The sequence below is a fragment of the Prolixibacter denitrificans genome (assembly GCF_003014495.1).
Taxonomy (GTDB): domain Bacteria; phylum Bacteroidota; class Bacteroidia; order Bacteroidales; family Prolixibacteraceae; genus Prolixibacter; species Prolixibacter denitrificans.
This window is the reverse complement of record NZ_PYGC01000004.1, coordinates 55,666-70,335: the sequence shown is the minus strand read 5'-3', so window position 1 is coordinate 70,335 and position 14,670 is coordinate 55,666. Positions and strand designations below refer to the sequence as shown.

The following is a 14,670-nucleotide window of genomic DNA, read 5'->3' as shown; positions in this document are numbered from 1 at the left end:
TTTCCGGAAAAAAGGGGAATGGGGTAATTGTTGCTTACAGCCTTCCGTCGACTTTGTCGGAAGGCCAAAATCCTTTTACATCATAAACGACTGTATGGCTATTGCATAAATTGAAATCGAAATTTTCGAACTGATGGTGTGCAACGGCGAGAACAACCGCGTCGTAATCGGGAATTTGGTAGGTTGGGACCAGCGGGATATGGTAAACTTTTTCCACTTCATCGGGATGAGCCCAGGGATCGTATACGTCGATTTTGCAGCCAAATTCGCAGAGCTCGTCAATCATGTTGATTACCTTGGTATTCCTGATATCCGGACAGTTTTCTTTAAACGTAATTCCCATGATTAACACTTTACTTTGTTTAATGGAAATGCCATGTTGTATCATGAGCTTGACAACTTCAGCCGCGACATAGTGTCCCATGCCATCGTTCATTCGCCTTCCGGCAAGAATAATTTCCGGGTGATAACCGACTTCCTGCGCTTTCTGGGCCAGGTAATACGGGTCGACTCCGATGCAATGACCTCCAACCAAACCCGGTCGGAAGGGGAGAAAGTTCCATTTTGTTCCTGCCGCTTCCAGTACCGCTTGTGTATCGATGTTTAGCCGGTTGAAAATTTTTGCGAGTTCATTGACGAACGCAATGTTGATATCCCGCTGACTGTTTTCAATTACTTTAGCTGCTTCCGCGACTTTGATGGAGGGCGCTTTATGGGTTCCTGCAGTAATGATGGTTTTGTAAAGTTGGTCTACCTTTTCGGCTGTTTCTGGTGTCGAGCCGGAAGTTACTTTTTTGATGCGGGTCACGGTATGTTTCTTATCTCCCGGATTGATCCGCTCTGGTGAATATCCGACAAAGAAATCTTCGTTGAATTTCAGTCCGGAAAACCGTTCCAGCACCGGGACACATTCTTCTTCCGTTACTCCGGGGTAAACAGTCGATTCGTAAATGACGATATCTCCCTTTTTGAGTGCAAAAGCAACGGTTTGGGAGGCCCTGCAAAGTGGGGTTAGGTTGGGTCTGTTATTTTTGTCCACTGGTGTCGGGACGGTGATGATAAAGAAATTGCAATCGCTGATTTCTTTTTTTTCATCGGTAAATTGCAGACGACCGACTTTATCAGGGGACCCCAAAACCGTTTTTAGTTCACTATCCGTGATTTCCAGGGTTTGGTCATGTCCTTTTTTTAGTTCTTCTATGCGGGCAGAGTTGATATCAAAACCAACCGTATGTAATTTTTTACCGAACTCCACTGCCAGGGGAAGACCAACATATCCAAGTCCGATAACAGCAATTCGTATATCAGTCATGGATGGAAGTTTTTCTGATTTTTGAACTAGCTCTATCTTTGAAAAATCGTTGGGTTGATCGAGTATTGTATTGTTTGTGAGCTTTTGGGTTTTTCAGATAATACGTTTGGTACCATTCCAGGAATTTGCTGATCCCTTCGTCTATGCCGGTTGTTGGCTTATATCCGAAGTCCTTTTGTAGCTCCGAAGTATCTGCCCAAGTCATGGGAACATCCCCGGGTTGCATGGGAAGGAGATTTTTCTGCGCTTGAATTCCCAGCTTTCGCTCGATGGATTCGATGAAATCCATTAAACGGACCGGTGATGAATGTCCGATATTGTAGATTTTATAAGGAGCGGTTGTACTTCCGGAAAGGGATGCTTCCTTGTCATCGGTTGGCTGAGGTTGCCTATCGATAATGCGGATTATTCCGCCAACGATGTCGCTTATGTATGTGAAATCACGGAGGATTTTTCCTTCGTTATACACATCAATCGGACGGCCTTCGAGGATTGCTTTCGTGAAAATAAATAAAGCCATGTCCGGACGGCCCCACGGACCATAAACGGTAAAAAAGCGTAAGCCGGTAGCTGGAATTCCAAACAGATGGCTGTAGGCATGAGCCATCATTTCGTTGCTCTTTTTCGTCGCAGCATACAAACTAATAGGGTGATTTGTGTGGTCAGTTGTGCTGAGCGGCATTTGGGTATTGTTACCATAAACACTCGAAGAGCTGGCGAAAACAAGGTGCCCGACTTTGAAATGTCGGCATGCTTCCAGAATATTCAAAAATCCGATGATATTGCTGTTGATGTATGCATCCGGATTTTTTAGCGAATAACGCACTCCGGCTTGCGCTGCCAGGTTACATACCTTATCAAATTTTTCAGAGGCGAAGAGATTAAATAAACTTTCACGTTCTTCCAGTTTCATTCGAACAAATCGATAGTTTGCATAAATTCTACTCTGAATAAAGGCTCCGATTCCATTTCTTAGCGGAGGTGCTATGCCGGTTTCGGCGAGTCGGTCATATTTCAGGTTAACATCATAATAATCGTTAATACAATCGAGACCAACTACTTCATGCCCCGCTTTTAGTAAGGCTTTGACTAAATGAAAGCCAATAAAACCTGCGCTTCCGGTTACGAGAATTTTCATGGTAAAAAGTTGAGGATTAGGTTGAAGGATTGATGTGTGTAATCACGTCGATAGTTGTCAGGTTGTTTGTGCTTGTTTCTTGGAATTCACTTTTCGCCAGTAGGCTGCAGGACGATTTTTGGGCTTTTGAGTTTTATATCCATAGCCGTACATGTAGCTATAGTTGTATCGGTCACCGAGTGGTTGATTATTAATTCGAATGTCATTCAGAAGTATACCAACGTTGCGGATATGTTGGTTGGAAATTTCCTGTAAAGCACTTTTAATGGCTGGTTGCGGAGTTACTCCCTGGCGGCTTACATATAGGTAAGCGTTGCATAAATGACTGTATTGGAACAGATCGGCAACCAGCAAAGGGCTGGAGTCGATAACAATGACGTCGTATTCTTCTTTCAGCAATTCAATCAACTCTTTAAGTTTTTTGTCGGCTAACAATTCTCCGGGATTGGGCGGAAAGCTTCCTGATGGGATGAGCCACATGTATGGGTGAGTAGACCTGAATGTGATATCCTCGAGTCTCATTTCACCTAACAAATAGTTGCTGACTCCTCTGTTTTTATCGTAGTTATGCATCTCCGCCATTTTCGAATTGCGCAAGTCAAGATCGAGAAGTACGGCCTTTTGTCCCAACAGCGCAAATGATGCAGCAAGATTCATGGCTGTAAATGTTTTCCCTTCGTCAGAACCGGTTGAGGTAACTGCTATAACCGGTTGTTCCGTGCCGTTTAGCATGAATTTAAGTTTCATGCGCAAGGCCCTGTACGTTTCACCCACGGGAGAATTGGGATGATCGAGTAACGCAGTATGGCTAATGGCAGCCTGGTCGTCATGAATGATATGTCCTAATATGGGGTACTTAGTCAGATTTTCCAGGTCCTCTGGAGTCCGGACTTTGTTGTCGAATTCATTTTTTAGAATAATTCCCCCAGCCGGGAGAAAAATTCCGAAGAGCAATGCTACCAGGTAAATTGTCATGTTGTTTGGACTAATTGGGGTGTTGCCTTCCATTCTTGCGGGGTCAATTATTTCATTGTCAGGCATGTTGGACGCTTTCGCAATCTGTGCTTCTGATAGCTTTTGCAGGAGGAATGTATAGGTGTCGTTATTCAGCTGATAACGTCTTTCTATATTCACATAATTGCGTTCTACCGATGGTAGATTTCGGGTTCGTTGCTGCAGATTATCAATGCGTTTGGTTAAGTCGTTCAGGGTGATTTCCGACTGGTGCATAATGTTGCGGCTATTTTCCAGTAAGGTGCGCTTGGTTGTTTCCATCTGGATATTCAGTTGTCGCATGCGGGGATGGTCAGGGTCCTTTACCGTGGCGGATAAGGTAGTTTTTTCGATGTTGAGTTGACTTAACTCCTGCAATAAATTAACGAGGAGCGGATCATCGATGCCGACCGTTGTCGGAGCAACGAGCGATTGTAAGTTGTCATTCCTCGAAAGATAAGTTTCCAGGTACTGGTAATATTGATGTTGAGTTTCCAGCAGACTTTTCTGGTCCTCAAGTTTTACTAACTGGTCAAGAAGTTGCTGAGATTGGTATGAAACATCGAGCAGATTGTTTCGACTCTGAAAGCGTTCACGAATTTTTTGCGATGCGGACAGGGAATCACTTACGTTGGCTAACTGAGAGGTAATGAAGAAGATGGTTTTTGTGGCAATGATATTCTTCTTATCCAGGTTATGTGTTTGATAGACCTGCATCATTTCGTTTAGAAAGTCGATGCCTTTTTGTGGATTCTCGCAGGTTGTACTGAGTTTGACGATAGTTCCTTCTTTGGATATTGGTGCCACGGTCAATCTGTTCAGGTAGTCAGCGGTTAACTCGTCCAGCGAATGGAAAACAACGCGGTAATTGCCTTCCAGTTTGGAATCGGCTGCCGGGATAATTCGGAATGCGTAATCATCGGAAGCAACGAAACTATCAATAGGGAATGTTCGGGTTTCTTCGATTTCTTTCTCTGGTTGTAACTCTTTCTCATTCCGATAATCATATCGTACTGCTTTTTTCCCCTGGATAGTCATTTCTACCCTGTTATTTGGAAGGAAGTGAAGATCAAAATTGGCATCCAGTAACTGAGGATGACTTCGGTCCAACTCTATGTGAAACGGAACATCCTTGTACAGTTCAATTGTCCTGAAACGACCAATTTTATAGTAAGTTGCTTCGAAGTTAAAATGTTCGAGCGTAGTCCTTACCTGTGTCCAGGATTTCAAAATCTGAATTTGGTTCTCCGTGTTTTGTTTTCCCTGGAATAACCCGAATCCCTGAAAAACATTCGATTCCGGGTCTTTCTGTGTGGTAAGTGGATTTTGGTTTTGCTGTTCGTGAATTAGCATGGTTGAGGAAACAGCATACACCGGGTGTGAGTAACGGTAATATAACCATATTCCGGTAACCGTGAGTATGAAGGCTATTACAAACCAGTACCAGTGAGACAGCAGCAGGAAGAAGTATTTTCGATAATTTCTGGGTCTGGAAAATGTTGTGGGTTGATTTGGAGTGAGCGGGTTTTGGGTATCCATATGGCAGTTTTTTAGGAAAGCTTGTTATGTCTGAATGGAAGCATCATGTATAAAAAGAGAGGAAATTGTCTTAAATATTGACACCAACTCATACGATATGCATGTGCTCTTTTCTGGAAAGTGTTGGGCAAATATTATTAAGGGAAGTATAAATTTCCTTCTGGGTCTTATGTGTGAAGTAAACGATTAAGGCCTAAAGGAAGTATATAGTAGAACGGCGGTAGATATTGCCGTAAAAAGAGTCGCGAAAGGAAGTGTTTTTGCTCCGTATATTCGGTTTTTAGGTTGTACGTAAATAATATCGTTGGGGAGTATGTAAAAGTATTTAGAATGCGTGATGTTGCTGTTAGTCAGGTTTAATGTCGCTACTTTTCTTTCGCCGCCCTCTCCTCTGATGACCCTGACGTCTTTTCTGTTTCCAAAGTCGCTTAGGTCTCCGGCGGTTCCCAGGGCCTCAAATATCGTCATCGAATTTTTGTTAACCCGGTATTGGCCGGGGCGGTTAACCTCTCCGAGTATAGTTATCGTTCGGTTTACCAGCTTGACGAACACGGAAGCATTTTCCATAATGTTGTCAATCTGTTCTTGTAATTCATCTCTTACCTGGTTGGTTGTTTTGCCCCCTACATGCTGTTTCCCGAGATATGGAAGCACAATATTACCATGGTCATCCACAATATATGTGATGAGTTCCAGCGACGATTCTGAAGTGTAGTTGCGATCGGGTTGGGAAAGATTCAAAAAGGAAGCAGCATCGGGATTATCACTGATAATACTGATGTAGAGGTTGTCGTTGGGATGGATGGTGTAGACATCCGGCGAAACGGTTTGTAACGTGGAGTCTGCTTTCCCTAAATTATATAGGTAGGTAATGTTTTTAAGAGGAGTGCTACATGATGAAAACAGGGCTGTGAGCAGAAGGAATAACCCTGCCCAGGTGAGAGAACGAAATTTCATGAGGATTACAGGTTATTAGTGAGATTAAAATCCGGACAGTGACAATGCATCAGATTTAATAGGCGGTGCCAACTGTCATTTCCGTCAATCCTTTATACAAAAGCGAGCATTAGTTTTGGCTGCATGGCTATGTGTAAGAATTTATGCTCAAAATTATGCTCGTGGAGTATGCTTAAACAAGCTATAAATAAGATTATGATTTATAGCTTCGCCTCTTCAGTCCCATGAGGATTGATCGGATGGAAAGTGGTTTAGGAGAATGATTCGGCTTAATAAAAAAGCTAAACAAAAGTTAAGAATTAAATGAGGCAGAAGTAAATACCTGTTTTACGGAAAATTTAAAATTACGGATAGAAGTGATTTGTGAGTTATCGAGAGTGTGGTTCTGCTGATCCAATGAAGACGTAATTTTCTGTGATACTTTATATTAGTTAAGTTAATCAGATAAATAAGTCCTTTAAATTCGAGCCTCACAGCACTTTAATTAATCATATAATTATTATGTGATTAATGTGAATTATGTGAAGCTGATTCCCCAAAACGTCATTTTTGTGCGCGTTATGCAGAATTTTTAATTGTTCTGGAAAGCATTTTAGGGGTATTTTTTATTATTGTTCGTTTCTGTGATAATGAATTGTTCATCAGGTAGTTGTTTTAATATTTATTATTGTTTCTTATCGTTATTTTTGAAGTTATAAACTATCATTTAGAGATTATTTTTTAAGAAAGTGTTTGGGTTTGAATAATTTTATGCTTTGACGCGAAACCGTTTTTAACTTTGTCTTATTGGTTTTAATCTAAATTGTTGGTTGAATGAAACGTTCGGGACAGGCTGATTTGCCACTTCATTATGGACGCGTACCTTCATGGTTGTATGAGCGCATGCGGGCGATGGGACTGGCGATTACGGAAGCGATCGTTGAGGAGTACGGCCCGGACGAATTTCTCCGGCGTATCAGTGATCCGTTTTGGTTCCAATCGTTTGGTGCTGTTTTGGGAATGGACTGGCATTCTTCAGGAATAACCACCTCGGTGATGGGAGCATTGAAACATGCTCTGAATCCGGTTTCACAAGAGTTGGGAATTTACGTCTGCGGAGGTCGGGGAAAGCATTCCCGGAAGACGCCCGAGGAATTATTGCACATAGGTGATCGGACCGGTTTAAACGGAGACGAATTGGTGCGCACCAGCAAGCTGACCGCCAAAGTGGACAATACAGCACTGCAGGATGGGTTTCAGTTGTATCTGCATTCTTTCATTCTGACGCAGAACGGAAACTGGGCTGTGGTGCAGCAGGGAATGAACGATGGAAATAATATGGCTCGTCGCTATCACTGGCTTTCTGAAAAAGTGAGCTCGTTCGTTGATGAGCCGCATGCATCGGTTATTGGACACAATCAGGGATTGATATTGAATCTGACAGCGCATGAAGCTGCGTCTTCCCGCGAAGGAATTCTGAATGTAGGAAAAGAAAATCCCGGTAGGATGTTGCCTGAAATCCGAAAGGTTTTAATGCCCCGTCATCATGATGTAAAAGTGACTGACGTGGACATGAAACGCTTGGGAACGATTTTGGCCATGGCCTATGATAGCCAGTTCGAGAAGTTCGATGATTTGTTGCTGCTGCGGGGACTGGGACCAAAGACGCTGCGTTCGCTGAGCCTGGTTAGCGAAGTGATTCACGGAACACCTTCGCGTTTTCACGATCCGGCTCGTTTCTCTTTTGCACACGGAGGAAAGGACGGACACCCATTCCCGGTGCAAACCTCTGTTTATGACGAATCGATTCATTTTCTTCAGGATGCTGTTCGGAGGGCAAAAATTGGAGAAACCGAAAAGAAGGATTCCATCAAGAAGCTTTCTGATTTACTTTTCAAACTTGAAAAGGATTTTGTTCCCAATCCCGAAAAGTTTGAAAAGTATATTGAGCAGGAGCGAAAAGAGTCGAAAGCTTTTGGCGGACGAACAGTGTTTGATGACAAAAAGAAAACGAGGAAGAACCTGGATGACGGGCAATTGGAACTGTTTTGACATTTGGTGAGAACCGGCTAGTTTGTACATACATCTGAAAAAGAACCTCGTATTTGTGTGGCTCACATGAGAAGGTTTCTTTAAAATTATGAAAGATAATTCGGCCAAAGCCTTAATTTTGATCCTCAGAACTGGCACACTCAACTACCTACCAAACCATACAACTTAGTGGAATATTACCGGTGTTTATCACTGAAAAAGAGAATACTGGTATTAAGGAGATATTGAATTTTGAAACATATCAATGCGATGTGTATCAGAAATCAATATGTCTTGTTTGCCAAATGTCAATAAACTAAAACACATGAAGACAATCCGGAAAACGATTTTTGCTGTTATGTTTGCAGTCGTTATGAGCATGCCATCATTTGCAGCAGGAAGATTAAGTGTACAGATTGGGAATTTTACTTCCTGGAAAGAAACTCCACACGGCGTTTTAATTTCGGCGGGCAACGCCAAACTCTCGTTGACGGTTTACGGCCCCGAGGTTGTTCGGGTTCGCGCCACTCAGAACGAGTTTAGTACTACGCCCTCGTACGCAGTGATTACAGAGCCTTCGGGGAAATTTACTTCCGTGAAGGACGAAAAAGACAAACTGGTGTTATCGACCGGTGAGTTAAAAGTAGAGGTGAATAAGGATCCGGTACTGGTCCGTTTTTACAATAAAGACGGTAAGTTGCTGAATGAAGACGATCCGGGGCTGGGAATCAGTTGGCTCGGAACGGGGACTACTTGTTACAAAAAGCTGCAGCCCGGTGAACGGTTCATCGGACTTGGTGAGAAAACAGGAAACCTCGATCGTCGTGGTTCGGCCTACGTGGACTGGAACACCGACAACCCGGCTTATGCCACGAACGGCGACCCGCTTTATACTTCGTTGCCATTTTATATTGGCTTGCACAACAAGTTGTCCTACGGAATATTCTTTGATAATACGTACAAAGCAACGTTCAATTTTGGTGCATCGAACAACCGGTTTTCCAGTTTTGGTGCGGTCGATGGAGAAATGAATTATTACTTCTTTGGTGGTCATTCGGTTGCTGATTTGTTGAAAGAATACACCAACTTGACAGGGCGAATCAAGATGCCACCCATTTGGGGACTGGGTTTTCAGCAAAGTCGCTGGAGTTATTTCCCGGACACGGAAGTATTGAACCTGGCCCGCACATTTCGTGAGAAGAAAATCCCGGCTGATGTGATTTATCTCGACATTCACTATATGGATGCCTATAAGGTGTTTACGTGGAACAAAGAGCGTTTCCCGAATCCGTCAGCCATGATTGATTCGTTGAAAGACATGGGATTCCATATCGTGACCATTGTCGATCCGGGCGTGAAGAAGGAAAAAGGCTATTGGGCTTACGACAGCGGTTTGAAGAACGATTGCTTTGTGAAATATCCCGACGGAACCAATTGGTCGGCTGATGTTTGGCCGGGTACCTGCAATTTCCCCGATTTCACGAATCCGAAAGTTCGGACCTGGTGGGGAAATCTTTACAAAGGACTGGTTGCGGACGGCGTTACCGGATTCTGGAACGACATGAACGAGCCGGCTTCGTGGGGAAATATGGTGCCCAACCTGGTGGAATTCGATATGGAAGGTCATAAGGGGACAATGGAGGAAGCTCACAATGTTTATGGTATGCAAATGGCCCGCAGTACCTTTCAGGGCGCTACCAAACTGATGGATGGTAAACGTCCGTTGGTTCTTACCCGCGCAGCTTACGCAGGAATACAGCGTTACTCGGCTATCTGGACCGGAGATAATGTAGCTTCTGACGAGCATATGCTGTTGGCATCGCGGCTGATTAACTCCATGGGATTGGCCGGAGTACCGTATGTAGGAGCTGATATTGGTGGCTTCATGGGAGGAACGACGAACCGTAAATTGTTTGCGCGTTGGATATCCATTGCAGCTTACACTCCCTTCTTTCGCAGTCACTCGGAGTATAATTCACGGGCTCACGAACCATGGACTTTTGGCGAAGATGTGGAGGCCATATCACGGAAGTATATTGATGAGCGTTATCAATTGCTGCCATACATTTACTCAGCTTTCTATCAGGCGCACGAAACGGGAATGCCGATTGCACGGTCGCTGGCCATTAATTACACGTTCGATAAGAATATTTACAACCCGGATTTCCAGGATGAGTATCTTTTCGGTCCCTCCATTCTCGTAGCGCCGGTTTCCAGCGAGCAGAACTTCGGGCGGGTTTATCTGCCGAAAGGCGTTTGGTACCGCAAGAGTACAGGTAAAAAATACGACGGCGGTCAGTCGGTTATTGTGGATGCGCCGCTGTCGGACCTGCCGGTATTTGTAAAGGCTGGTGCCATTATTCCGATGCAATCGACGGTTCAGAACACAGCTCAAAAGGGCGATGGTATCATGAGACTGAATATTTATAGTGGTTCCGAGCCCAATAAATATTTGTATTACGAAGATGACGGAACGACTTACAAGTACGAGAATGGTCATTTCCTGAAAAGAGAATTCGCTTTCGATCCGGCGGCTAAAAAGATTACTATTGGTAAAGCCGAAGGTAATTACACGTCGAAGTTCAACAAAATCGAGGTTGTATTGCATGGTTTCGATGCGATGAATTCAGTGAAAGTTGGAAGAAAAACGATGAGTCTGCAAAAAGGTGAAGGCGATACGCAAACGCTGACACTGGATGCCAACAATGGCGAAACGGTTCTTTCCTGGTAAGAAGAGAACATAAAATATAGTGAAAGCCTGTCGGAGGGAAGTGTTCCTGCCGGCAGGCTTTTTTGTTAAGATATAAGATCTTGTGAATTCGAAGTTTTGACTAAGCTAAATTAGTCGACGGCATGCTTGCCAAAGAAGGAATTAAGTATTTCGTTAAGAATTACCGGATTTTCAATAGCTGGCACATGTCCGGTGTTTGGAATAATGTGCAACTCTTTTTTTTCTGGTGATAAATCGGTTAGTGCGTCGTAAATTAAGTGTGCGTGTTTTATCCCTACCACGTAATCTTTTTCTCCTTGAATAACTGAAACCGGTATTTTTACTTTTCTCAGCTCGGGTTCAATATTCATATTGTTGTAATCCGGATTGTTACGAAAAGCTCTGTTGACCCGTTCTGCTTTAGGACCTATTGCTAAATATTCTTTTGGGCTATATTTCATTAAAGTCAACAATGCGGAATCGGCTAAAATCGATTTAGTTGAGATGATTTTTGATGTATCTGCAAAATAAGCATTGAATCCGAGTTTTGGAGGATATTCATGTTTAATGCGATTGACATCCAGGTAAAATTTCTCGAAGTTACTTGACTTAATTCGTTGCAAATCTTCTTGCATTGCTAGTAGCGTTTCTCTTTCCTTTTGAGATGGATTTTGACCAAGTTTCTTTTCAATCAAACGTAGTTCGTGTTCAATAAGTGAACTGTTCTGATATTGACTATTGGCTTTACCATCAACGCAAGCATATGCGCCAACCTTTTTCTGGTGGTTGAGGACATAAAGAAAGCCGTACATGCCGCCCCAGGAAGTTCCAATTAGATTTATTTTGGTTTTATGGTAACGGCTAATTAATGTGTCGACAACAATGTTGAGATCCTCGATGTATTGAGAAACATTGAGCAAAGTTGAATCAGAACTGACAGGGGACTTTCCGCAGCCGCGTTGGTCGAGCCACGCCATAAGATAATGGCTCTCGAGACCCGGGCCCATTAGTTTTATATCAATTCCGGAATATCCTCCGGGGCCTCCGTGCAAATTGATGATTAATGGTTTATTCGGATTTCCTCGCATTCGGACATATAGCTCGGATTTTGGAACAGGAATTCGAATTTCTTCATCGATAAATGAGGACGATTTTTTTGTTTGGCCGAAAGTAACACCCGTTACCGATAAGAAAATGCAGGCAAATAGCAGTTTGTACATAATCAGTTAGTTAGGTTTGATTCTCGAAAATACCGAATCTGAAGTGGATATTCAAATGAAATTGGTGATTTTATGAGCTTCTTTTGAAGGTGTAACTAATTGGTGGAGTTTCTGTTGGAGGGTGTATCCCTGAAAGGAATTGGTGGTTTGTATGGCGATTTTAAGGATTCTTTATCAATTCTTGCGAGCCAAAATTGACGAAATCCTGTTTGGGAAAAGCAACATTGAATGAAGTGCTTAGATGTTGGTCTCCTTCTTTTTGGATAATCCATCTTGCTTTTCCGTCAGGGACAAAGTTTTCGGTTCTTTCGGTATCGAAAACCAGTGTGTGAGCTGTTGAAATGGTGTCGTTCAGATAATACTGATTGACGTAGCCGTCGTTGCTAAACTGACGGTAGATAATCAGTTTTCGGTCCTCGTCATAGCTAAAAAAGCCTTTCTCCTGATGAAACTGGCCTTTGTTATTCTTGCCTTTCGGGGCAAACCTCGATTCAGCATCCATTTCGATGAATTTTCCCTGCATGATGTAGTAAAAGGATACTTCCACTTTCGATTTCGTGTCACCGTATCCACTTCCTGTTCCCATCCAGTCTCCGATTAAAAAATTGAGTTGTTCGAGCGGATTTCCCTGGGCAAACGAGACGCCGGAGAACGAAAGCAAACAAATTAGCAGGACAATATTTCGTTTGTTCAAAATACTCATCTGGAACTTTTCACTTATAGGTTTGATTCATTGGTGAACCTGAACTTTTCCGGGAAGAAACATTCAGTGCACTTATTCCCCTTTATTCCCTTCGCATATAAAAGTAAGGGATTCCAATCATAATTTGAAAGCACATTTTATGTTTTCAAACGAAATGTCAACAGAATGAATAGTAAAGAATGTATTTGCAAGTTGTCAAAATATTTTAGATAAGGTGATGATTTGTCTGATTTAAGTGAGTAAACTGATTGAAGTGTAGTGTTTTGACGATAAAATTAGTTGGTGATTTTGCATCGAATTCGGAAATTGAATAGTCTTTAGATTGGTACCACAAAAACGAACAAGCCATGAAAAAGAATTTTCCAACTCAGGATAACCTAATTCCTTTATGGTTTTCAATTTTTTCCTTCAGTCTGGCTTTTGTAATTTTTCTGTCTTTAAATGTTCATGGGCAGGAAACCAGCGATTTTCATAAAATCAGCGGTTATTGGGAAGGCGAATTTATGCCCGGCAATCATCTCACGATGATTCTGCATTTTCAGGAATCAGAAGACGGAGCAACAGTTGGTCGGATCTTCCTTTACCAGGAAAACAACCAAATCCAGGATGATGCACTGAGTGATATTCAATTTGATGGCAAGCAGCTTAAATTCTTGATTGAGGCCAAGAATACTCCTTTCAGAGGAGCTTTGTCAGAGGACGGAAATGCTATTTCCGGGGAGTTTCAGTTCCCTGATAACTCGTTTCAGCCAGTTCAGGTTCGAAAAGTGGAAAAGCCGTCGAAGGGGTATCTGGCAGGGAAAGAGGTAGGCGCAGATGCGTTGGATCGGAAATATTCGGTAACTGAATTGCAGAATGACTTCAATTTTCTGCGAAAGCAGCTGGAGCAAACGCATCCACAACTTTACCTCTATACCTCAAAGAAAGAATTTGACCGGCTTTTTGTGCAAACTTATGCAAATATCCAAAATGAAATGACAGAAGATGAATTCTTCCGTTTGATAGCACCGGTGGTTGAGAAGGTTCATTGCGTTCATACCGGAATTCGCCCGTCAGAAGCCTATGAAAAGATGATAACTGATTCTCCGGGTTTTCTTCCTTTGGATATCCGGTTTGTTAAGGGAAAGGCTTATGTTATTAACGATTACAGTCAATCGTCATCGGTTGAAAAGGGAATGCAGGTGCTGTCAATCAACGGGAGAACAGTGGAGGATATTTATAAACGATTGATGGATTGTATTCCTTCAGACGGTTACAATCAAACTGCTAAGACTTTTGAAGTAAACGCTGATTTTTCGCGTGTTTATGTCCGGTATATTGGTAAAACCAGATCATATGAGTTGAAGTGTGTTCGTTCTTCCGGTGAAAAGGTTCGGTTAAGTGTTAGGGCTTTAACGGGAAAAGAGCTGGAAGAAGCTATGAGGGCAGTGTATCTCGAAAGATTTCCTGCCGGATTGCCGGTCAATCTGAAGACAGACGAGAAGAAGAGTACAGTCATCCTGACGGTTTCCGGTTTTTGGGCTCGTAACCCCGATGATTACATTGCTTTTCTGGAGAAAGCATTCGCGGAGATGAAGTCGAAGAATGTTCAACATTTGATTATCGATGTGCGAGGTAACAAAGGTGGACATCCGTTCTTTGGCGCCGAATTGTTATCATATCTGGCCAAATCGGATTTCATTTATTTTGAGCAGCCGGAAGAAAGGCCTGAAATCGCTCCGTTGTATCATCCCTGGCCGGTAAAAGAGAATGCATTCAAAGGGGATATTTATGTACTGATGGATGGTGGTTGCTTATCGACAACCGGGCATTTTTTGTCACTGTTGCGTTATCATAAATTGGGCACACTAATAGGCGAGGAATCAGGAGGATCGTTTTACTGCAATGATGGCAGCAAACAGCTGACTTTGCCCGAAACAGGGATTCGATTCAATTTACCACAAGTCACTTTTCAAACAGCTGTTTCTGGTTTTAGGAAAGGTGAGCCATTGCTTCCGGATTATTCGGTTACGCCTGGCCTCGATGATTTGCTGGAAGGGAAAGATGCTGTGATGGAATACACAATGAAATTGATCAAGGACTAAATTT

General features: G+C 42.8%; 9 protein-coding genes. 3 read left to right on the top strand and 6 right to left on the bottom strand.

Annotated features, from left to right (window positions below; translation table 11 throughout):
- Nucleotides 1-34: 34 nt before the first annotated feature.
- The 4 genes from tviB to CLV93_RS09310 form a co-directional block, all read right to left on the bottom strand.
- Nucleotides 35-1,312, bottom strand: a complete 1,278-nt coding sequence (gene tviB / locus CLV93_RS09325; RefSeq protein WP_174821589.1) for a Vi polysaccharide biosynthesis UDP-N-acetylglucosamine C-6 dehydrogenase TviB — start codon at nt 1,310-1,312, stop codon at nt 35-37.
- A complete protein-coding gene (locus CLV93_RS09320) occupies nt 1,305-2,450 on the bottom strand; it encodes an NAD-dependent epimerase (RefSeq protein WP_106541930.1) in 1,146 nt (381 codons plus the stop codon). The genes tviB and CLV93_RS09320 overlap by 8 nt, the downstream gene beginning before the upstream one ends.
- A 57-nt stretch (nt 2,451-2,507) precedes the next feature.
- Nucleotides 2,508-4,982, bottom strand: coding sequence for a GumC family protein (locus CLV93_RS09315; protein ID WP_106541929.1), 2,475 nt, complete (start codon nt 4,980-4,982; stop codon nt 2,508-2,510).
- A 186-nt stretch (nt 4,983-5,168) separates the two neighbouring features.
- Nucleotides 5,169-5,939 (bottom strand): polysaccharide biosynthesis/export family protein, encoded by a 771-nt coding sequence (locus CLV93_RS09310; RefSeq protein ID WP_106541928.1) that lies wholly within the window; start codon nt 5,937-5,939, stop codon nt 5,169-5,171.
- Nucleotides 5,940-6,752: 813 nt separating this feature from the next.
- Here CLV93_RS09310 and CLV93_RS09305 point away from each other — a divergent pair.
- Nucleotides 6,753-7,970, top strand: a complete 1,218-nt coding sequence (locus CLV93_RS09305; RefSeq protein WP_106541927.1) for a DUF763 domain-containing protein — start codon at nt 6,753-6,755, stop codon at nt 7,968-7,970.
- A gap of 304 nt (nt 7,971-8,274) precedes the next feature.
- Nucleotides 8,275-10,680: a glycoside hydrolase family 31 protein gene (locus CLV93_RS09300; protein WP_170108912.1), complete on the top strand. Its 2,406-nt coding sequence runs from the start codon at nt 8,275-8,277 to the stop codon at nt 10,678-10,680.
- Between the two features lie 110 nt (nt 10,681-10,790).
- Here CLV93_RS09300 and CLV93_RS09295 read toward each other — a convergent pair whose 3' ends face one another.
- Together CLV93_RS09295 and CLV93_RS09290 are read right to left on the bottom strand one after the other, a co-directional pair.
- Nucleotides 10,791-11,879 carry an alpha/beta fold hydrolase gene (locus CLV93_RS09295; RefSeq protein ID WP_106541925.1) on the bottom strand — a complete coding sequence of 363 codons (1,089 nt, stop codon included), beginning with the start codon at nt 11,877-11,879 and terminating at the stop codon, nt 10,791-10,793.
- A gap of 160 nt (nt 11,880-12,039) precedes the next feature.
- Nucleotides 12,040-12,582: a heme-binding beta-barrel domain-containing protein gene (locus tag CLV93_RS09290; RefSeq protein WP_106541924.1), complete on the bottom strand. Its 543-nt coding sequence runs from the start codon at nt 12,580-12,582 to the stop codon at nt 12,040-12,042.
- 347 nt (nt 12,583-12,929) lie between these two features.
- Between CLV93_RS09290 and CLV93_RS09285 the strand changes: the two genes are divergently transcribed.
- Nucleotides 12,930-14,666: a S41 family peptidase gene (locus tag CLV93_RS09285; RefSeq protein ID WP_106541923.1), complete on the top strand. Its 1,737-nt coding sequence runs from the start codon at nt 12,930-12,932 to the stop codon at nt 14,664-14,666.
- Nucleotides 14,667-14,670: the final 4 nt, after the last annotated feature.

Bases quoted from the DNA above. Each gene is read 5' to 3' on its own strand.
- CLV93_RS09310 (WP_106541928.1), bottom strand. From the start codon at position 5,939: ATGAAATTTCGTTCTCTCACCTGGGCAGGGTTATTCCTTCTGCTCACA.
- CLV93_RS09295 (WP_106541925.1), bottom strand. From the start codon at position 11,879: ATGTACAAACTGCTATTTGCCTGCATTTTCTTATCGGTAACGGGTGTT.
- CLV93_RS09285 (WP_106541923.1), top strand. From the start codon at position 12,930: ATGAAAAAGAATTTTCCAACTCAGGATAACCTAATTCCTTTATGGTTT.
- CLV93_RS09290 (WP_106541924.1), bottom strand. From the start codon at position 12,582: ATGAGTATTTTGAACAAACGAAATATTGTCCTGCTAATTTGTTTGCTT.
- CLV93_RS09305 (WP_106541927.1), top strand. From the start codon at position 6,753: ATGAAACGTTCGGGACAGGCTGATTTGCCACTTCATTATGGACGCGTA.
- CLV93_RS09320 (WP_106541930.1), bottom strand. From the start codon at position 2,450: ATGAAAATTCTCGTAACCGGAAGCGCAGGTTTTATTGGCTTTCATTTA.
- CLV93_RS09315 (WP_106541929.1), bottom strand. From the start codon at position 4,982: ATGGATACCCAAAACCCGCTCACTCCAAATCAACCCACAACATTTTCC.
- CLV93_RS09300 (WP_170108912.1), top strand. From the start codon at position 8,275: ATGAAGACAATCCGGAAAACGATTTTTGCTGTTATGTTTGCAGTCGTT.
- tviB (WP_174821589.1), bottom strand. From the start codon at position 1,312: ATGACTGATATACGAATTGCTGTTATCGGACTTGGATATGTTGGTCTT.